Origin of the sequence: Pseudomonas sp. stari2, from assembly GCF_040760005.1 — a bacterium.
GTDB lineage: Bacteria > Pseudomonadota > Gammaproteobacteria > Pseudomonadales > Pseudomonadaceae > Aquipseudomonas.
In genome coordinates, this window is sequence record NZ_CP099760.1 from 2262586 (window position 1) to 2280782 (window position 18197).

18 protein-coding genes are annotated in these 18197 nt (G+C 61.6%); 5 read left to right on the plus strand and 13 right to left on the minus strand.

Annotated features, from left to right (window positions below):
- Window positions 1–119 precede the first annotated feature (119 nt).
- From dnaX to NH234_RS10430, 5 genes are all read left to right on the plus strand, one after another.
- Window positions 120–2216 (plus strand): DNA polymerase III subunit gamma/tau, encoded by a 2097-nt coding sequence (dnaX, locus tag NH234_RS10410; RefSeq protein WP_085732416.1) that lies wholly within the window; start codon window positions 120–122, stop codon window positions 2214–2216.
- Window positions 2217–2283: 67 nt separating this feature from the next.
- Window positions 2284–2622 (plus strand): YbaB/EbfC family nucleoid-associated protein, encoded by a 339-nt coding sequence (locus NH234_RS10415; RefSeq protein ID WP_007951650.1) that lies wholly within the window; start codon window positions 2284–2286, stop codon window positions 2620–2622.
- Between the two features lie 148 nt (window positions 2623–2770).
- The gene (locus tag NH234_RS10420) at window positions 2771–3805 is read left to right on the plus strand and encodes an NADP-dependent oxidoreductase (protein ID WP_367256430.1); all 1035 of its coding nucleotides are present in this window, start codon (window positions 2771–2773) and stop codon (window positions 3803–3805) included.
- A 66-nt stretch (window positions 3806–3871) separates the two neighbouring features.
- Window positions 3872–4474 carry a recombination mediator RecR gene (gene recR, locus NH234_RS10425; RefSeq protein ID WP_367256431.1) on the plus strand — a complete coding sequence of 201 codons (603 nt, stop codon included), beginning with the start codon at window positions 3872–3874 and terminating at the stop codon, window positions 4472–4474.
- A gap of 71 nt (window positions 4475–4545) precedes the next feature.
- A complete protein-coding gene (locus tag NH234_RS10430; RefSeq protein ID WP_367256432.1) occupies window positions 4546–5694 on the plus strand; it encodes an acyl-CoA dehydrogenase family protein in 1149 nt (382 codons plus the stop codon).
- A 46-nt stretch (window positions 5695–5740) separates the two neighbouring features.
- Here NH234_RS10430 and NH234_RS10435 read toward each other — a convergent pair whose 3' ends face one another.
- The 13 genes from NH234_RS10435 to ccoN all read right to left on the minus strand — a co-directional run bounded on the left by NH234_RS10435 (window position 5741) and on the right by ccoN (window position 17899).
- Entirely contained in the window at window positions 5741–6289 is a 549-nt protein-coding gene (locus tag NH234_RS10435) for an adenine phosphoribosyltransferase (protein ID WP_003223345.1), read from the minus strand.
- Window positions 6290–6367: 78 nt separating this feature from the next.
- Window positions 6368–7102, minus strand: a complete 735-nt coding sequence (gene fnr / locus NH234_RS10440; RefSeq protein WP_007951654.1) for a fumarate/nitrate reduction transcriptional regulator Fnr — start codon at window positions 7100–7102, stop codon at window positions 6368–6370.
- A gap of 182 nt (window positions 7103–7284) precedes the next feature.
- Entirely contained in the window at window positions 7285–8667 is a 1383-nt protein-coding gene (hemN, locus tag NH234_RS10445) for an oxygen-independent coproporphyrinogen III oxidase (protein ID WP_367256433.1), read from the minus strand.
- Between the two features lie 85 nt (window positions 8668–8752).
- Window positions 8753–9436, minus strand: a complete 684-nt coding sequence (locus NH234_RS10450; RefSeq protein WP_085711936.1) for a sulfite exporter TauE/SafE family protein — start codon at window positions 9434–9436, stop codon at window positions 8753–8755.
- Entirely contained in the window at window positions 9429–9641 is a 213-nt protein-coding gene (ccoS, locus tag NH234_RS10455; RefSeq protein ID WP_085732420.1) for a cbb3-type cytochrome oxidase assembly protein CcoS, read from the minus strand. Before ccoS ends, NH234_RS10450 begins: the two co-directional genes overlap by 8 nt.
- A gap of 22 nt (window positions 9642–9663) precedes the next feature.
- A complete protein-coding gene (locus tag NH234_RS10460) occupies window positions 9664–12114 on the minus strand; it encodes a heavy metal translocating P-type ATPase (RefSeq protein ID WP_367256435.1) in 2451 nt (816 codons plus the stop codon).
- Between the two features lie 12 nt (window positions 12115–12126).
- Window positions 12127–12666: a FixH family protein gene (locus NH234_RS10465; RefSeq protein WP_085732422.1), complete on the minus strand. Its 540-nt coding sequence runs from the start codon at window positions 12664–12666 to the stop codon at window positions 12127–12129.
- Between the two features lie 11 nt (window positions 12667–12677).
- Window positions 12678–14093, minus strand: a complete 1416-nt coding sequence (gene ccoG / locus NH234_RS10470) for a cytochrome c oxidase accessory protein CcoG (protein WP_085732423.1) — start codon at window positions 14091–14093, stop codon at window positions 12678–12680.
- A gap of 239 nt (window positions 14094–14332) precedes the next feature.
- Complete coding sequence (locus NH234_RS10475) at window positions 14333–14506, minus strand: hypothetical protein (protein ID WP_170929628.1); 174 nt, start codon at window positions 14504–14506, stop codon at window positions 14333–14335.
- A 170-nt stretch (window positions 14507–14676) separates the two neighbouring features.
- Window positions 14677–15660: a cytochrome-c oxidase, cbb3-type subunit III gene (gene ccoP / locus NH234_RS10480; protein ID WP_085711941.1), complete on the minus strand. Its 984-nt coding sequence runs from the start codon at window positions 15658–15660 to the stop codon at window positions 14677–14679.
- Complete coding sequence (locus tag NH234_RS10485) at window positions 15657–15842, minus strand: CcoQ/FixQ family Cbb3-type cytochrome c oxidase assembly chaperone (protein WP_003175465.1); 186 nt, start codon at window positions 15840–15842, stop codon at window positions 15657–15659. The genes ccoP and NH234_RS10485 overlap by 4 nt, the downstream gene beginning before the upstream one ends.
- Before the next feature lie 6 nt (window positions 15843–15848).
- A complete protein-coding gene (gene ccoO / locus NH234_RS10490; RefSeq protein WP_007905434.1) occupies window positions 15849–16457 on the minus strand; it encodes a cytochrome-c oxidase, cbb3-type subunit II in 609 nt (202 codons plus the stop codon).
- Window positions 16457–17899 carry a cytochrome-c oxidase, cbb3-type subunit I gene (gene ccoN / locus NH234_RS10495; protein WP_085732424.1) on the minus strand — a complete coding sequence of 481 codons (1443 nt, stop codon included), beginning with the start codon at window positions 17897–17899 and terminating at the stop codon, window positions 16457–16459. The genes ccoO and ccoN overlap by 1 nt, the downstream gene beginning before the upstream one ends.
- Window positions 17900–18197 lie beyond the last annotated feature (298 nt).

Genomic DNA, 18197 nt, shown 5'->3' on the forward strand with positions numbered 1-18197 from the left:
TGCCGACAAATGCCTCCGCCCATGCAGCTTAGCCAGAATAGAAGAGCGCACCGGATGCAATTTTGCCCTTGCTCCGCTAGCATTAGCCGCTTCTGCTTCCTTTGCCGCGACGGTTTTCGATGAGTTATCAGGTTCTTGCACGTAAATGGCGTCCGCGCTCGTTCCGCGAAATGGTCGGCCAGACCCATGTGCTCAAGGCTCTGATCAATGCCTTGGACAGCCAGCGCCTGCACCACGCCTACCTGTTCACCGGGACGCGGGGCGTCGGCAAGACGACGATTGCGCGGATCATCGCCAAATGTCTGAACTGTGAAACAGGTATCACTTCAAGCCCTTGTGGCGAGTGTTCGGTGTGCCGCGAGATCGATGAAGGCCGCTTCGTCGACCTGATCGAGATCGACGCCGCGAGCCGGACCAAGGTCGAGGACACCCGCGAGCTGCTCGATAACGTGCAGTACGCCCCGAGCCGCGGGCGCTTCAAGGTCTACCTGATCGACGAAGTGCACATGCTCTCCAGCCATTCCTTCAATGCGCTGCTGAAAACCCTCGAAGAGCCGCCGCCCTACGTCAAGTTCATCCTTGCGACCACCGACCCGCAGAAACTTCCGGCAACGATTTTGTCGCGATGCCTGCAGTTCTCCCTGAAGAACATGACGCCCGAGCGTGTGGTCGAGCATTTGACTCATGTCCTGACCGCCGAAAACGTACCGTTCGAAGACGACGCACTGTGGCTGCTCGGCCGCGCGGCCGACGGTTCGATGCGTGACGCCATGAGCCTGACCGACCAGGCCATCGCCTTCGGTGAAGGCAAGGTGCTGGCTACCGACGTACGGGCAATGCTCGGTACGCTGGATCACGGCCAGGTTTACGACGTGCTGCACGCACTGATCGAGGGCGACGCCAAGGCGTTGCTCGAAGCCGTGCGCCACTTGGCCGAACAAGGGCCGGACTGGAATGGCGTGCTCTCGGAAATTCTTAACGTGCTGCACCGCGTCGCCATCGCCCAGGCCTTGCCGGAAGGTGTCGACAATGGTCACGGCGACCGTGACCGGGTGTTGGCGCTGGCCCAAGCCTTGCCGGCCGAAGACGTGCAGTTCTATTACCAGATGGGCCTGATCGGCCGCCGCGACTTGCCACTGGCGCCGGACCCGCGAGGCGGTTTTGAAATGGTGCTGCTGCGGATGCTGGCCTTCCGGCCGGCGGACACGGCGGATGCCCCGAGGCAACCGCTAAAGCCAGTGGGGATCAGCCAGGCCACAGTTGATTCCGCAAACTCAGTGGCTGCCGCGCCGAAACCTGCGCCGGTAGTTGCTGCGGCTGTTGCGCCAGCGCCAGCGCCGGTGGTTGCACCTGCGCCTGCTCCCGAGCCTGCTCCCGAGCCTGCCCCGGTAGCCCCGGTGATTGCGCCTGAACCCGTACCTGAGCCGGAGCCCGAACCGGTCGCTGTCGAAGAAGTCGTCGATCTGCCGTGGAATGACCCGGTAGAACCAGCGTCTATCCAGCAGCCAGCGGTAGAGCCGGTTCTGGAAACCACCGCCGAGCAGCCTGATCTGCCGCCAATGCCGCTGCCGACCCCGGACAGCGTCGTGCCGGATGCGCCTGAATGGGCCGCTGCGCCGATCCCCGAGCCGTCCGTGGCCGAAGTCGATGCCTTTACGCCGGGCATGGACATGGACGACGAGCCGCCGCTCGACGAGGACTACATCGAGCCGGACATGGATTCGGCCTACAGTTACCTCGACGATCTGGCCAGCGAACAGGCGGCCGATCCGGTTCCGGAGCCCGAGCCGGAACCCGCCGCCGCGCCGGCCACCGGTCTGGCCCTGCAATGGCTGGAGCTGTTCCCGAAACTGCCGATTTCCGGCATGACCGGCAGCATCGCCGCCAACTGCACGCTGATCGCGGTCGATGGCGACAACTGGCTGATGCACCTGGACCCGGCCCACAGCGCCTTGTTCAACGCCACTCAGCAGCGTCGTCTGAACGATGCCTTGAACCAGTACCACGGTCGCACGATCAACCTGAGCATGGAGCTGATCAAGCCCGAGCAGGAAACCCCGGCCCAGGCTGCATCCCGGCGCCGTGCCAACCGTCAGCGCGAGGCGGAGGAGTCGATCCACGGCGATCCGTTCATCCAGCAGATGGTGCAGCAGTTCGGTGCGGTCGTGCGACACGATACTATTGAACCTGTCGACGCCCTGGTCAGCCAGGGCTAATAACTGAAGGCGTTTGGCGCAAGTCGCCGGGCGCTGTATTGATCCAAGTACTTTTGAGGTGATTACCATGATGAAAGGTGGCATGGCCGGCCTGATGAAGCAGGCGCAGCAGATGCAGGAAAAAATGGCCAAGATGCAGGAAGAACTGGCCAACGCAGAAGTCACCGGCAAGGCCGGCGGCGATCTGGTCACCGTGGTGATGACCGGCCGTCATGACGTGAAAAAAGTCAGCATCGACCCAAGCGTTCTGCCGGGCCTGGACGAAGACGACCGCGAAGTGGTCGAAGATCTGGTGGCCGCTGCCGTCAACGCCGCCGTGCGTCAGATCGAAGCCAACAGCCAGGCAAAAATGGGCAGCATGACCGCTGGCATGAACCTGCCGGCCGGTATGAAACTGCCGTTCTGATTCGCCTTCGGGTGGCAGATGAGCTACAAAAAATGCCAGGCATCGCGCCTGGCATTTTTGTTTCCGGCTGACGAAACATCGAACGCGCCATTGCTGCAACGGTCTGCTCCCTATACCTACGGATTCACTGCTCACAGGAGACGCTGACATGTCCGACCCTCTGACCCTCAATCAACGCTTCGTGCTGGCCTCGCGGCCGGTGGGCGCGCCGACGCCCGAGAATTTCCGTCTGGAGCGCGAGGCGTTGCCGGATCTTGAAGATGGCCAGATACTGCTCAAGACCCTGTACCTGTCGCTCGATCCCTACATGCGCGGACGCATGAGTGACGCACCGTCCTACGCAGCACCGGTACAAATCGGTGAGGTGATGACCGGTGGGGCTGTCAGTCGGGTCGAGCAATCGCGTCATCCGAAATTCCAGGTCGGCGATCTGGTGGTCGGCGCCACGGGCTGGCAAAGCCACAGCCTAAGCGACGGTCGCAACATCATCCCGATCCCTTCGGGGCTGCCGAGTCCGTCGATGGCCCTCGGTGTGCTGGGCATGCCGGGTATGACCGCTTACATGGGGCTGATGGATATTGGCCAGCCGAAAGCAGGGGAGACCCTGGTAGTCGCTGCTGCGTCGGGCGCGGTCGGCTCGGTGGTGGGTCAGGTCGCCAAGATCAAAGGCCTGCGCGCCGTCGGCGTGGCCGGTGGTGCCGAGAAGTGCAAGTACGTGGTCGAAGAGTTGGGTTTCGACGCCTGTATCGATCACAAGGCGCCGGACTTCGCCGAACAACTGGCCAAGGCATGCCCGAAAGGCATCGACATCTATTACGAAAACGTCGGCGGCCATGTCTTCGATGCGGTCGTGCCGCTGCTCAATCCCAAGGCGCGGATCCCGTTGTGCGGCCTGATCGCCGGCTACAACGCCACCGAAGTGCCGAAAGGCCCGGATCGCTTGCCTGCCTTGCAACGCACCCTGCTGACCAAGCGTGTACGCATTCAGGGCTTCATCGTGTTCGACGACTACGGCGACCGTCAGCCGGAATTCATCAGCGCCATGGTGCCGTGGGTGCGCGAGGGCAAGGTGAAATTCCGCGAAGACGTGGTCGATGGCCTGGAGCAGGCGCCGCAGGCGTTTATCGGTCTGCTGGAGGGGCGCAACTTCGGCAAACTGGTGGTGCGGGTCGCCCAGGACTGAGGATTTGACGCTGGCCGGAGGCGCGGGTATAAACCGCGTCTCGTTGTTTTGTCGGACTTTTTCCCCATGAGCTTCAGCCCTTTGATTCGCCAACTGATCGACGCCCTGCGAATTCTGCCGGGCGTGGGTCAGAAAACTGCCCAGCGTATGGCGTTGCAGTTGCTCGAACGTGACCGCAGCGGCGGCACGCGCCTGGCCCAGGCCTTGAGCCAGGCCATGGAAGGGGTCGGACACTGTCGCCAGTGCCGCACGCTGACCGAAGACGATTTGTGCCCGCAATGCGCCGACACCCGCCGCGACGACACGTTGCTGTGCGTGGTGGAAGGTCCGATGGACGTGTACGCGGTCGAGCAGACCGGGTTCCGCGGCCGCTTTTTTGTGCTCAAGGGGCACCTGTCGCCGCTGGACGGGCTCGGCCCGGAGGCCATCGGCATTCCGCAACTGATGGCGCGGATTGAAGAGGCGGGCACTTTCACCGAAGTCATCCTCGCCACCAACCCGACCGTGGAAGGTGAAGCGACCGCGCATTACATCGCGCAATTGCTCAACAACAAAGGCCTGATCGCCTCGCGTATCGCTCACGGCGTACCGTTGGGTGGTGAACTGGAACTGGTGGACGGCGGCACGCTGGCCCACTCGTTTGCCGGGCGCAAGCCGATTTCCCTCTGATCTACACAATCCGGTTGAAAACCAAGCAAGCGCTCGGTTAAGTTCGGCGAACCCTTCCATGGAGTTCGCCGATGCCCGCCTTCCAGGAATACTTCGACCCCAGCCACCAAATAGTCCGCGACAGCGTCAGACGTTTCGTCGAGCGCGAGATCCTGCCGGACATCGACGCGTGGGAAGAAGCCGAAAGCTTCCCTCGTGAGCTATACCTCAAGGCCGGTGCGGCCGGCATCCTCGGTATCGGTTATCCCGAAGCGCTGGGTGGCAGTCACGAAGGTGATCTGTTCGCCAAGATCGCCGCCAGCGAAGAACTCATGCGTTGCGGCTCCGGCGGGCTGGTGGCCGGGCTTGGTTCGCTGGATATCGGTTTGCCGCCCATCGTCAAATGGGCCCGGCCCGAAGTGCGTGAACGCGTTGTGCCTCTGGTACTCAGCGGCGAGAAAATCAGTGCGCTCGCGGTGACCGAGCCGGGCGGCGGTTCCGACGTCGCCAACCTGCAGACCCGCGCCGTACGTGATGGCGATCATTACCGGGTCAGCGGCAGTAAAACCTTCATCACCAGTGGCGTGCGCGCCGACTTCTACACCGTCGCGGTGCGTACCGGTGCGCCCGGTTTTGGCGGCATCAGCCTGCTGCTGATCGAGAAGGGCACGCCCGGTTTCTCCGTCGGCCGGCAGCTGAAGAAAATGGGCTGGTGGGCGTCGGACACGGCTGAATTGTTCTTCGACGATTGCCGGGTGCCTGTGGGAAACCTGATCGGCGCGGAGAACATGGGTTTTGCCTGCATCATGGGCAACTTCCAAAGCGAGCGTCTGGCCCTGGCATTGATGGCCAACATGACCGCGCAACTGGCGCTGGAAGAGGGCCTGAAGTGGGCGAAGGAGCGTGAGGCGTTCGGCAAACCCATCGGCAAGTTCCAGGTGATCAAACATCGCCTCGCCGAAATGGCCACGGCGCTGGAAGTCTCCCGGGAGTTCACCTACCGGCAGGCGGCGAAGATGGCGGCGGGTCAGGGCGTGATCAAGGAAATCTCCATGGCCAAGAACTTTGCCACGGACACCTCGGACCGCATTACCACCGAAGCGGTGCAGATTCTCGGCGGGCTGGGTTACATGCGCGAAAGCCTGGTGGAACGGCTGTATCGGGATAACCGCATCCTGTCGATTGGCGGCGGGACGCGGGAAGTGATGAACGAGATCATCAGCAAGCAGATGGGGCTTTGAATGATCGTTCCCACGCGAGCGGGAACGATCGGCGTCGCGGTGTTGCTTACTTATCGGTCAACGCAAACTGCGTCAGGCAGAACGTCGGAATCCCCATGTCCTCAAGGCGCTGCGAACCACCCAGCTCCGGCAGATCAATGATCGCCGCCGCTTCGTGAACGCGGGCGCCCATGCGGCGGATCAGGTTGGCCGCCGCGATCAGCGTGCCGCCGGTGGCGATCAGGTCATCGAACATCACCACCGAATCGCCTTCGCACAGACTGTCGGCATGCACTTCGAGGAACGCTTCGCCATATTCGGTCGCGTAGCCTTCAGCCAGCACGTCCGCCGGCAGTTTGCCTTGCTTGCGAAACAGCACCAGCGGCTTGTTCAGCTGATAGGCCAGCACCGAACCGATCAGGAAACCCCGCGCATCCATCGCGCCGATGTGGGTGAAGTCAGCTTCCACGTAACGGTGGGCGAAGCTGTCCATCACCAGGCGCAAAGCCTTGGGAGACTGGAACAGCGGGGTGATGTCGCGAAAGATCACGCCCGGTTTCGGGAAATCGATCACAGGGCGGATCAGGGATTTGATGTCGAAGGAGTCGAAGACCATCGTCGAGGTGTCCTGGCAGGGCTGCAAACGGCGCAGTATACCCGCGGCTGAAACGATACGCTCGGCCGCGGGTCGAGATCACACTTCGAGCGAGCCACCGGCCAGGGCGCAGAGCTGGATCGGGTCGAGGATATGGATTTCCTTGCCCTCGGCGGCGATCAGTTCGTTCTGCTGGAAGCGGGTGAAGACCCGGGACACGGTTTCCACCGCCAGCCCCAGATAATTGCCGATTTCATTGCGCGACATGCTCAGGCGGAACTGGTTGGCCGAGAACCCGCGAGCGCGGAAACGGGCCGACAGGTTGACCAGGAACGTGGCGATGCGCTCGTCGGCAGTCTTCTTCGACAGCAGCAGCATCATTTGCTGGTCGTCGCGGATTTCCCGGCTCATCACGCGCATTAACTGACGGCGCAGTTGCGGCAGTTGCAGGGCCAGTTCGTCGAGGCGTTCGAACGGAATCTCGCAGACCGAAGTGGTTTCCAGCGCCTGGGCGGAAACCGGGTGCTTCTCGGTGTCCATGCCGGACAGCCCGACCAGTTCGCTTGGCAGGTGGAAGCCTGTGAGTTGTTCTTCGCCGGTATCGCTCAGGCTGAAGGTCTTCAGGGCGCCGGAGCGTACTGCATAAACGGAATCGAAGGTGTCGCCCTGGCGGAACAGGAACTCACCCTTCTTCAACGGGCGGCCACGTTTAACGATTTCGTCCAGCGCATCCATGTCTTCCAGATTCAGCGAAAGTGGCAGGCAGAGAGGGGCCAGGCTGCAATCCTTGCAATTAGCCTGGTTGTGAGCGCGCAGTTTAACTGGCTCGGACATTTCTTAAATCCTTGTGGGAAAACACACATAAGCCGTAAGGGTAACCCAGGGGAGGACATTCAGGCCAGCCTGCGGCGAGATTGCTCCCACGGGCAAAAAGCCGCATGGCAAAGCGCAGACTTGTTGATATGGGTTGACCCGCAAGGAAATGGCTTGATGGTGCGCACGCAATTGACGACGGTTCAGATCACCCGCGAAAAACGCTGGCGGTTCTGCTGTTCCAGATACGCGTCGAACACCATGCACACCGAACGCACCAGCAGGCGCCCCGCGGGCAGCACGTTGATTCCTTCGCGATCCAGTTCGATCAACCCATCCTTTGCCATGTCTTGTAACTGCGGCCAGAGCGTACCGAAGTAACCCTGGAAATCGATGTTGAACGTGCGCTCGATCTCGGGGAAATCCAGACTGAAATTGCAGATCAGTTGCTGGATCACCGCGCGGCGCAAGCGATCATCGGCGTTGCACACCAAGCCACGACTGGTGGCCAGTTGCGCGCCAGCCAGGGTGTTCTGGTAGTGATTGAGGTCGCTGCTGTTCTGGCAGTACAGGTCGCCGATCTGGCTGATGGCCGACACACCCAACCCAATCAGGTCACAATGACCGTGGGTGGTGTAGCCCTGGAAGTTGCGTTGCAGGGTCGATTCTTCCTGAGCAATCGCCAATTCATCGTCGGGCAGGGCGAAGTGGTCCATGCCGATGTAGCGATAGCCGGCGGCGGTCAGTTGTTCGATGGTGCGTTGCAGCATTTCCAGTTTCTGCGTCGGGCTCGGCAGTTCGTTGCCGTTGATCCGTCGCTGTGGCATGAAGCGCTCCGGCAGGTGCGCATAGTTGAACACCGAGAGCCGATCCGGTTGCAGGCTGATGACTTCCTCGACGGTACGGGCGAAGTTGTCCGGGGTCTGCTTGGGCAGGCCGTAGATCAGGTCGATGTTGATCGAGCGAAATTGCAGGGTACGCGCCGCGTCGATCACCGCGCGGGTTTCTTCCAGGCTTTGCAGGCGATTGACCGCCCGTTGCACCGCCGGGTCGAGGTCTTGCAGGCCGATACTGACCCGGTTGAAGCCCAGTTCCCGCAGCAGGCCCATGGTCGACCAGTCGGCTTCACGTGGGTCGATCTCGATGCCGTAATCCCCGGAGTCATCGTCCAGCAGATTGAAATGTTTGCGCAGGTGCGCCATCAGTTGCCGCAATTCATCGTGGCTGAGAAAGGTCGGGGTGCCGCCGCCGAAATGCAGTTGCTCGACTTTCTGCGCCGGGTCGAGGTGGCAGGCGATCAACTGGATTTCCTGCTCGAGCCGTTGCAGATACGGCAGCGCGCGGCCGCGATCCTTGGTGATGACCTTGTTGCAGGCGCAGTAGTAGCAAATGTTCGCGCAAAACGGCACGTGCACATACAGCGACAATGGGCGCAGGGCCTTGCGGCTGTCGCGTAGGGCATGAAACAGGTCGAAGGTGCCGACCTGACTGTTGAATTGCACGGCCGTCGGGTACGAGGTGTAGCGTGGCCCCGCCAGGTCGTAGCGGCGGATCAAATCGGTGTCCCAACGAATGGCGTCGAGCATGCGGGCATTCCCCCGGATAGGCTGGCAGTGTGAGCGAGTCTAGGGGAGGGCGTGGCGGGGCATCTTGATTTGCATCAAGCCTGGGTCAGTGGCCCATCAGCCAGTGCTGGTGCGGCCCCGGCAGGGTCCAGATACCGAACAGGATCACCAGTAATCCCCCGGCCATGCGCACGCTGCGTTTGCGCAACAGTGCCGTGACCCGCTCGGCCGCGAGGCCGGTCGCCAGCAATACCGGCCATGTGCCGAGCCCGAAGGCGAGCATCAACAATGCGCTGTCGAACGCATTGCCCTGACTGGCCGACCACAGCAACGTGCTGTAAACCAGCCCGCAGGGCAACCAGCCCCACAACGCGCCGAGCAACAGGGCCCGGGGCAGGCTCGACACCGGCAGCAAGCGGTTGGCCACCGGTTGAATGTAGCGCCACAGTCCGCGCCCGAGGCTTTCGATGCGGGTCAGACCGCTCCACCAGCCCGCCAGGTACAAGCCCATGGCGATCAGTAGTAACCCGGCGAGCACGCGCATGAACAACGCCGCAGGGCTGTTGGCCACGGCCCATCCGGCCAATCCGATCAGCAATCCGGCCGTGGCATAACTGAGGATTCGCCCCAGGTTGTAGGCCAGCAGCAATCGAAAGCGTCGGCTGCGTTGTTCCTTGGGAATCGCCAGGGTCAGCGCGCCCATCAGGCCGCCGCACATACCCAGGCAATGCCCGCCACCGAGCAGGCCGAGAATCAACGCAGACACCAATAGCGGCGCCAGTTCAAGCATGGGGCGGCGCCTTGTCGTCCGGTCTGGTCGGGTTGGCTTCGTCCACCGCGGCGGTGTGGTTCGGGTCCTGGTCATCGAACAGGATGCTGTGGGCCGGGCCGTCGAGGTCGTCGTACTGGCCGCTGTCCACCGCCCAGAAGAAGATGTAGACGGCGATGGCCACGATCAGTAGCGCGGCCGGGATCATCACGTAGAGAGCTGGCATCTGTACTCCATGCCCGCGCGGCTCAGGCCGGCAGCGGGCGGGTTTCTGACGTGGCGTTGACGGTCGGCGCACTCGGCAGGCGAGTCAGGCGCAGGGCGTTGAGCACCACGGTCAGCGAACTGATCGACATGCCGACGGCGGCCCACACCGGAGTGATCCAGCCGAGGGCGGCGAACGGCAACATGAGGCCATTGTACAGCGCGGCCCACAACAGGTTCTCGATGATTACCCGGCGTGTGCGGCGGGCAAGCGAAAAGGCTTGCACCAACGCGTCGAGACGATTGGACAGCAGCACCGCGTCGGCACTGGTTTTCGCCAGATCAGTGGCCGAGCCCATGGCCACGCTGATGTCGGCAGCGGCCAGCACTGGCACGTCGTTGACCCCGTCACCGAGCATCAATACCTTGCGGCCGTTATTGTGCAGTTGTTGCAACACTTGCAGCTTGTCGTCCGGGCGCAGGCCGCCCCGGGCCTCGTCGATGCCCAGTTCGGCGGCGACACTGGCGACCATCGGCGAGCTGTCGCCCGACAGCAGCAGCGTGTGCCAGCCGCGCGCCTTGCACGCGGCGAGCAGGGCAGGGGCGTCGGCGCGCAGGCGATCATCAAGGACAAACCACGCCAGCGGCCCTTTGCTGTCGCCGAGCAACAACCATTGGCCCGGTTCGTCGGGCATAGAGGGCACAGGCGCACCGCTGAGGTCACAGACAAAATCCGCCTGGCCAATGCGCAATCGCTGTTCGCCGACCAAGCCTTCAAGCCCGACTCCCGGCGTGCTGTGAACCTCTTCGGCGGCCAGCGGCGCCCGGCCGAAAGCCCGGGCAATCGGGTGTTCGGAGCGGTTCTCCAGCGCGGCGGCCAGGCTCAGGCAATGATCGCTGTCGACAGCGCCGAGCGGGCGGATCGAACGCAGTACCAGACGTCCCTCGGTGAGGGTGCCGGTCTTGTCGAAAATCACGGTGTCGATCTGGTTCAGGCCTTCCAGCACATGGCCGCGCGTGAGCAACAGGCCAAGTTTGTGCAGGGTGCCGGTGGCGGCGGTGAGCGCGGTCGGTGTCGCCAGTGACAACGCGCACGGGCAAGTGGCGACCAACATGGCGAGGACGATCCAGAACGCCCGCGAAGAATCCAGTTCCCACCACAGCAGGCCGATGGCGGCTGCCGCGATCAACGACAGCAGCAGAAACCATTGCGCGGCACGGTCGGCGATTTCCGCCAGTCGTGGTTTCTCCGCCTGGGCGCGATCCAGCAGGCGAACGATGGCCGACAGCCGCGTGTCCTGACCCAGCGCCTGCACTTCGACGGTCAGCGCACCTTCCACGTTCAGCGTGCCGGCGGTGACCGCATCGCCCAGTGTGCGCGGCTGTGGCAGGTATTCGCCGGTCAGCAGCGATTCATCAATACTCGACTGGCCGTCGAGGATCTTGCCGTCCGCCGGCAGCACAGAACCCGGTTGCACCAGCACCCGGTCACCGAGGCGCAGTTCGCTTAGCAGGATGCGTTCGCTCTGGCCGGCGGCGTCGAGGCGCAGGCACGAGGCGGGCAACAGATTGACCAGTTGCGCGGTGGCGGCAGCGGTGCGTTCCCGGGCGCGGCGTTCCAGATAGCGCCCGGCCAACAGGAACAGGGCGAACATGCCCACCGCATCGAAATACAGCTCGCCGACTCCGGTGATCGACGTCCAGATCCCGGCGACATAAGCCGCTCCGATCGCCAGCGATGCCGAAACGTCCATGGTCAGGTGGCGAGTGCGCAAGTCGCGCATGGCGCCTTTGAAAAACGGTGCGCAGCTGTAGAACACGATCGGCGTGGTGAGGAACAGCGCGACCCAGCGCAGGATGGTGTGCAACTCCGGGCTGAGATCGATGTTGAATTCCGGCCAGGTGGCCATGGTCGCCATCATCGCCTGAAACCACAGCAGTCCGGCGACGCCGAGTTGGCGCAAGGCGAGGCGGTTTTCGCTGGCCAGTTGTTCGCTGGCACGGTCGGCCTGATACGGGTGCGCCGCGTAGCCTATGTGGCGCAGTTCGCCGAGGATCTGGCTCAGCGGCAACTGAGCGTCAGCCCAGCGCACATGCAGGCGATGATTGGACAGGTTCAGCCGCGCCTCGGCCACGGCGGGCAGGGTGCGCAAGTGTTTCTCGATCAGCCAGCCGCACGCGGCGCAACTGATGCCCTCCATCAACAACGTGGTCTCAGCCAGTTCACCTTCGTGACGGACGAAGGGTTGCTGCACGTCGGCGCGGTCATACAGCGCCAGTTCGTCCACCAGTTGCACCGGCAGTGCTTCAGGGTTGGCCGAGGCTTCGCTGCGGTGCTGGTAATAACTGTCCAGCCCGCCGGCGACGATGGCTTCGGCCACGGCTTGGCAACCCGGGCAGCAGAACTCGCGGGACTCCCCGAGCACGACAGCGGTGAAGCGGCTGCCCGCCGGAACGGGCAGGGCGCAGTGGTAGCAGGGGAGTGGGGTGGTCATCAGGAGAGTTGCTTACTTGTCCAGGTCTTCCGCGCCTTGCAGCGGTTCGTCACCGAGCAGCAGATCCTTGTCATGGCTGACCACTTCTTCCTCGAACATGCGCCACACCTGGTCACCTTGCGATCCGAGCAACTCAACAAAACGACGGCCTTCAACCTTGTCGTTCACCTGGCCAATGTAACGACCCTGCTCGGTTTCACTGCGGGTCAGGACAATCTTGCGATCCTTGTCTGGCTGGGTCGGCGAGATAAGGTTCAGTTCCAGGGTTTTCGGCTGGCTGTCGCCGCTCAGGCGCAGGTCGACTTCCCCGGTGATGTCGTCCAGATGAACGTTGGCGCGCATCTTCAGGTTCTGCGCCAGCAGTTCGCGATCCAGCGAGCGGTTGATGCCCTTGCCCGCCTCGTAGTAGTTGTCGTTGACCAGATTGTCCGGGTTGTTCACCGCAATGGTCACCATGGACAGCGTCAGGGTCACCGAGCAAGCGAGGATCCCGATGATGATCCACGGCCAGAGATGCTTGTACCAAGGGCTTGCGGCGTTTGCTGCGGGCATGTTCAGTTCTCTCAACGATTTTGTGGGCCGATGAACCGGCTCTTGGCTTCTACGTGGACGCTGTCGTCATCGGCATCCTTGAGGATGAATTTTACCTCGTTGGTGCTCGACGGCAGTTGTTCGGGCGCGCTCGACAACTCGACCGGCATGTTGAAGATTTCCCCGGCCGGTACCTTGATCTCGCGCTTGCCTTGCAGGCGCAGATCCGGCAGCCCGGCGGCTTCCAGCAAGTAGGTGTGGTCGCGCTGATCCTTGTTCATGATCTTCAGGCTGTAGACGTTTTCGATCCGGCCTTCCGCGTTTTCACGGTACAGCACGCGGTCCTTGCTGACATCGAAACCCACCAGCGAACGCATGAAGAATGCCGTCACCAAGAGACTGATCATCGCCAGCAGCACCACGGCATAGCCGATCAGGCGTGGACGCAGTTTATGGGTCTTCTGGCCGGACAGGTTGTGTTCGGTGGTGTAGCTGATCAGCCCGCGCGGGTAATCCATCTTGTCCATGATGCTGTCGCAGGCGTCGATGCAGGCGGCGCAACCGATGCACTCGATCTGCAGGCCATCGCGAATGTCGATGCCGGTCGGGCAGACCTGGACGCACATGGTGCAATCGATGCAGTCGCCCAGGCCCTGAGCCTTGTAGTCGACGCCTTTCTTGCGCGGGCCACGGCTTTCGCCGCGACGCGGATCATAGGAAACGATCAGGGTGTCCTTGTCGAACATCACGCTCTGGAAGCGCGCATACGGGCACATGTAGATGCATACCTGCTCACGCAACCAACCGGCGTTGCCGTACGTGGCGAGGGTGAAGAAACCGACCCAGAAATACGACCAGCCATCGGCCTGGCCTGTGAAGAAGTCGAACACCAGTTCACGGATCGGCGAGAAGTAGCCGACGAAGGTCATGCCGGTGACGAAACCGATCAGCAGCCACATGGCGTGCTTGGCGAACTTGCGCAGGAACTTGTTGGCACTCATTGGCGCCTTGTCGAGCTTGATGCGCTGGTTGCGGTCGCCTTCGGTGACCTTCTCGCACCACATGAAAATCCACGTCCACACGCTTTGCGGGCAGGTGTAGCCACACCAGACCCGGCCGGCATACACCGTGATGAAGAACAGGCCGAACGCGGCAATGATCAGCAGGCCCGAAAGCAGAATGAAATCCTGTGGCCAGAACGTGGCGCCGAAAATGAAGAACTTGCGCTCCGGCAGGTTCCACCACACGGCCTGGTGGCCGCCCCAGTTCAACCACACCGTACCGAAATACAGCAGGAACAGTGCCGTGCCGCCCATCATCCGCAGATTGCGGAACAGGCCGGTGAAAGCACGGGTGTAGATTTTTTCTCGAGAGGCGTAAAGGTCAACGCTGTTGTTCGCGTTCTTGTTGGGGGGCGTGACGTCGTGTACCGGAATCTGATTACTCATCATTGCATCCCACGGCAGTGGAAAAATGCCTCGGTCGATACGTGCCGGCCGGGGTCAGAAAGGGTGTTGCAGTGGCGCAATGATACGCCTGTGATGCCGACGAACGGGTGCGACCTTTGGTCGCGTTGGGGAAAAATCTTGAATGGTGTAGCGAATGTCGCAAAGCATGATGCAGATCAATTGACTATAGACGATCTCTGATCCTGCTTTCGCGAACGGCTCCCCGGATTGTGCCGACGTCACGTCAGCTTTCCACCACCAAGACTGTCCAGCCTGCTGTTTTGATTCTTCCCGGTACGTTCGACGGATTTCGTGTCGTCGTTGTGGTCTTTTGCTGGCGTATCTCCAACATCCCGATAGCCATAAGTGAAATCATCACGGGGCTGCACACAGTCGTGATCGGATTCTCGCATCGGTTTTCGTCCTTGAAATGAGTAGGTCGTTTGTCAGGCAGAGGAGCAAGCTACAGGGCACATCATTGATCGTCCATCGAGCATTCGTCTCAAATCATGAAGTGGCTGGAATGCAAAACGGCCCCGCCAGTTTTCACTGACGGGGCCGTTTTTTGCTTCAAGCGTCGGCCTTACTGAGCCTCGGCTTCCGGTGCTTTTTCACCATGGGACAGGCTGTAAACATACGCTGCCAACAAGTGAACCTTGTCGTTGCCTTGCAGTTGTTCCTGAGCAGGCATCTGGCCCTGACGGCCGTAACGGATGGTCTGCTGCAGTTGCGCGAAGCTCGAACCGTAGATGAACGCGGCCGGGTGGGTCAGGTTAGGGGCGCCCATTGCCGGGGTGCCTTTGCCTTCCGGACCGTGGCAGGCCACGCAGTTGGCCGCAAACAGTTTCTGGCCGTTGGCCGGATCTGCCTTGGTGCCTTCCGGCAGCTTGCGACCATCGAGGTTGGTCAGCACGAACGCAGCCACGTCGGCCACGCCTTGCTCACCGATCACTTCCGCCCAGGCCGGCATTACCGCGTGACGACCGCCCATGATGGTGGTCTTGATGGTTTCCGGCTCGCCGCCCCAGCGCCAGTCGGCGTCGGTCAGGTTAGGGAAACCATAAGCGCCCTTGGCGTCGGAGCCGTGGCAGACCGAGCAGTTGGAGGCGAACAGGCGGCCACCCATCTTCAGGGCTTGCGGATCCTTCGCCACTTCCTCGATCGGCATGGCCGCGAACTTGGCGAAGATCGGACCGAACTTGGCGTCCGAGCGAGCCATTTCCTTTTCCCACTCGTGCACGCCGGTCCAGCCGGTCTGGCCGTTGGCGAACGGGGTCTGCTTTTCGTTATCGAGGTAGTTGTAGCCCGGCAGCAGACCTTTCCAGCTGCCCAGGCCCGGGTACAGCACCAGATAACCCAGGGCGAACACGATGGTGCCCACGAACAGCATGAACCACCATTTCGGCAGCGGGTTGTCGTACTCCTCGATCCCGTCGAAGGAGTGGCCGACCGTCTCGTCGGTCTGCTCGGTGCGCTGGCCCTTGCGGGTCGACAGCAACAGCCAGGTCAGGGAAAAGATCGTACCGAGACTGAGGACTGTGACGTACAGACTCCAGAATGTAGTCATTCTTTGTTACTCCTAGAAGCTTGCTCGACGTGCTTGATGGCTTCGGGATCATCCGCGAAGGGCAGCAAGGTCGCGTCTTCAAACTCCGACTTGCGCTTGGGGCTGAACACCCACAACGCCAGGCCGATGAAGGCAACCATCACGACAACGGTGCCCAGGCCTCGAATCATCCCGATATCCATTAAGAATCACCGTTTGCTTTTGATGATGGTGCCCAGGCCTTGCAGATAGGCCACCAGCGCGTCCATTTCGGTTTTACCCTTCACAGCGTCTTTTGCACCGGCAATGTCTTCGTCGGTGTAAGGGACGCCGAGCGTGCGCAACACTTCCATTTTCTTGGCCGTGTCTTTGCCGTCGAGCTTGTTTTCCACGAGGAACGGGTAAGCCGGCATTTTCGATTCAGGCACGACGTTGCGCGGGTTGTACAAGTGCGCACGCTGCCAGTCATCGGAGTAACGACCGCCGACACGGGCCAGGTCAGGGCCGGTACGTTTGGAACCCCACAGGAACGGGTGATCCCAGACGCTTTCACCAGCGACCGAGTAGTGGCCGTAGCGTTCGGTTTCGGCACGGAACGGACGGATCATCTGCGAGTGGCAGCCGACACAGCCGTTGGCGATGTAAACGTCGCGGCCTTCCAGTTCAAGGGCGGTACGCGGCTTCATGCCTTCGACCGGCTTGTTGGTGACGTCCTGGAAAAACAGCGGAACGATTTGGGTCAGGCCACCGACGCTGACGGCGATGACCATGAAGAAGGCCAGCAGGCCAATATTCTTCTCGACAGCTTCATGCTTCATCAGTGAGCTCCAACTACGGCGATCTTGGCGGCGGCTTCAGCTTCAGCCGGGTCCGAGGCGCGAACGGTGCGCCACACGTTGTAGGCCATCAACAGCATGCCGCTGGCGAAGAACGCACCGCCCAGGGCACGGACGATGTAGCCAGGGTGGCTGGCCTGCAGCGCTTCGACGAACGAGTAGGTGAGGGTGCCGTCGTCGTTGATTGCACGCCACATCAGGCCTTGAGTGATGCCGTTTACCCACATCGAAGCGATGTACAGCACGGTGCCGATGGTCGCGAGCCAGAAGTGCGCGTTGATCAGACCCACGCTGTGCATCTGCGCGCGGCCGAACAGTTTCGGGATCATGTGGTAGATCGCGCCGATCGAGATCATTGCCACCCAGCCGAGCGCGCCGGCGTGTACGTGGCCGATGGTCCAGTCGGTGTAGTGCGAGAGCGAGTTGACGGTCTTGATCGCCATCATCGGACCTTCGAAGGTCGACATGCCGTAGAACGCCAGGGAGACCACGAGGAAGCGCAGGATCGGGTCAGTGCGCAGCTTATGCCAGGCGCCCGACAGGGTCATCATGCCGTTGATCATGCCGCCCCAGCTTGGTGCCAGCAGAATGATCGACATCGCCATGCCCAGCGATTGCGCCCAGTCCGGCAGAGCGGTGTAGTGCAGGTGGTGCGGGCCGGCCCAGATGTACAGGGTGATCAGTGCCCAGAAGTGCACGATCGACAGGCGATAGGAGTAGATCGGACGTTCGGCCTGTTTCGGCACGAAGTAGTACATCATCCCCAGGAAGCCGGTGGTCAGGAAGAAACCCACGGCGTTGTGGCCGTACCACCACTGGATCATCGCGTCGGTCGCACCGGCGTAGGCCGAGTAGGACTTGAAGAAGCTGACAGGCAGAGAGGCGTGGTTGACGATGTGCAGCATCGCGGTCACGACGATGAACGCGCCGTAGAACCAGTTACCGACGTAGATGTGTTTGGTCTTGCGCTTGGTGATGGTGCCGAAGAACACCAGACCGTAGGTGACCCAGACAATGGCCAGCAGAATGGCGAGAGGCCACTCCAGCTCCGCGTATTCCTTGGTGGTGGTGTAACCCAGCGGCAAGGTAATGATCGCGCCGACGATGACCGCTTGCCATCCCCAGAAGGTGAAGGCCGCGAGGCTGTCGGAAATCAGTCGCGTCTGGCAGGTTCGCTGCACGACATAGTAGGAAGTGGCAAACAGTGCACAACCACCGAAGGCGAAAATCACCAGGTTTGTGTGCAACGGGCGCAGGCGTCCAAAGCTCGTCCACGGCAGACCGAAGTTCAACTCCGGCCAGACCAGTTGCGAGGCAATGAAGACACCGAGCCCCATGCCAAGGATCCCCCAGACCACCGTCATGATGGCGAACTGGCGGACTACCTTATAGTTATAAGCAGTCGGACTGATTGCTGTGCTCATTCTAAGGTTCCACGGTTTGGGTGTTTTATTAGGATTAAAATCGGCCGCAAGTATGTAGAAAGCAGGGGGTCAATGCAACGCGCCATGACCTGGGTCAATGCTTTCCAACGCTGATTCTGCGGCCTTTCCATGCGCCGCGTAAGGACAAAATTGCCCTCGGGCAAAATGTCGCAGCGGACGAAAAAAGCGAGGGGTCCCGGTCGGATGTAACGGGGTGTGTTCGAACGCTCGGTTCGGGTGACGGACGGTAATCGGCACGACAGCCGGTATCTACCGGCCTTTGCGGCCATGTCACTCA

Bases quoted from the DNA above. Each gene is read 5' to 3' on its own strand.
- dnaX (WP_085732416.1), top strand. From the start codon at position 120: ATGAGTTATCAGGTTCTTGCACGTAAATGGCGTCCGCGCTCGTTCCGC.
- NH234_RS10415 (WP_007951650.1), top strand. From the start codon at position 2,284: ATGATGAAAGGTGGCATGGCCGGCCTGATGAAGCAGGCGCAGCAGATG.
- NH234_RS10420 (WP_367256430.1), top strand. From the start codon at position 2,771: ATGTCCGACCCTCTGACCCTCAATCAACGCTTCGTGCTGGCCTCGCGG.
- recR (WP_367256431.1), top strand. From the start codon at position 3,872: ATGAGCTTCAGCCCTTTGATTCGCCAACTGATCGACGCCCTGCGAATT.
- NH234_RS10430 (WP_367256432.1), top strand. From the start codon at position 4,546: ATGCCCGCCTTCCAGGAATACTTCGACCCCAGCCACCAAATAGTCCGC.
- NH234_RS10435 (WP_003223345.1), bottom strand. From the start codon at position 6,289: ATGGTCTTCGACTCCTTCGACATCAAATCCCTGATCCGCCCTGTGATC.
- fnr (WP_007951654.1), bottom strand. From the start codon at position 7,102: ATGTCCGAGCCAGTTAAACTGCGCGCTCACAACCAGGCTAATTGCAAG.
- hemN (WP_367256433.1), bottom strand. From the start codon at position 8,667: ATGCTCGACGCCATTCGTTGGGACACCGATTTGATCCGCCGCTACGAC.
- NH234_RS10450 (WP_085711936.1), bottom strand. From the start codon at position 9,436: ATGCTTGAACTGGCGCCGCTATTGGTGTCTGCGTTGATTCTCGGCCTG.
- ccoS (WP_085732420.1), bottom strand. From the start codon at position 9,641: ATGCCAGCTCTCTACGTGATGATCCCGGCCGCGCTACTGATCGTGGCC.
- NH234_RS10460 (WP_367256435.1), bottom strand. From the start codon at position 12,114: ATGACCACCCCACTCCCCTGCTACCACTGCGCCCTGCCCGTTCCGGCG.
- NH234_RS10465 (WP_085732422.1), bottom strand. From the start codon at position 12,666: ATGCCCGCAGCAAACGCCGCAAGCCCTTGGTACAAGCATCTCTGGCCG.
- ccoG (WP_085732423.1), bottom strand. From the start codon at position 14,093: ATGAGTAATCAGATTCCGGTACACGACGTCACGCCCCCCAACAAGAAC.
- NH234_RS10475 (WP_170929628.1), bottom strand. From the start codon at position 14,506: ATGCGAGAATCCGATCACGACTGTGTGCAGCCCCGTGATGATTTCACT.
- ccoP (WP_085711941.1), bottom strand. From the start codon at position 15,660: ATGACTACATTCTGGAGTCTGTACGTCACAGTCCTCAGTCTCGGTACG.
- NH234_RS10485 (WP_003175465.1), bottom strand. From the start codon at position 15,842: ATGGATATCGGGATGATTCGAGGCCTGGGCACCGTTGTCGTGATGGTT.
- ccoO (WP_007905434.1), bottom strand. From the start codon at position 16,457: ATGAAGCATGAAGCTGTCGAGAAGAATATTGGCCTGCTGGCCTTCTTC.
- ccoN (WP_085732424.1), bottom strand. From the start codon at position 17,899: ATGAGCACAGCAATCAGTCCGACTGCTTATAACTATAAGGTAGTCCGC.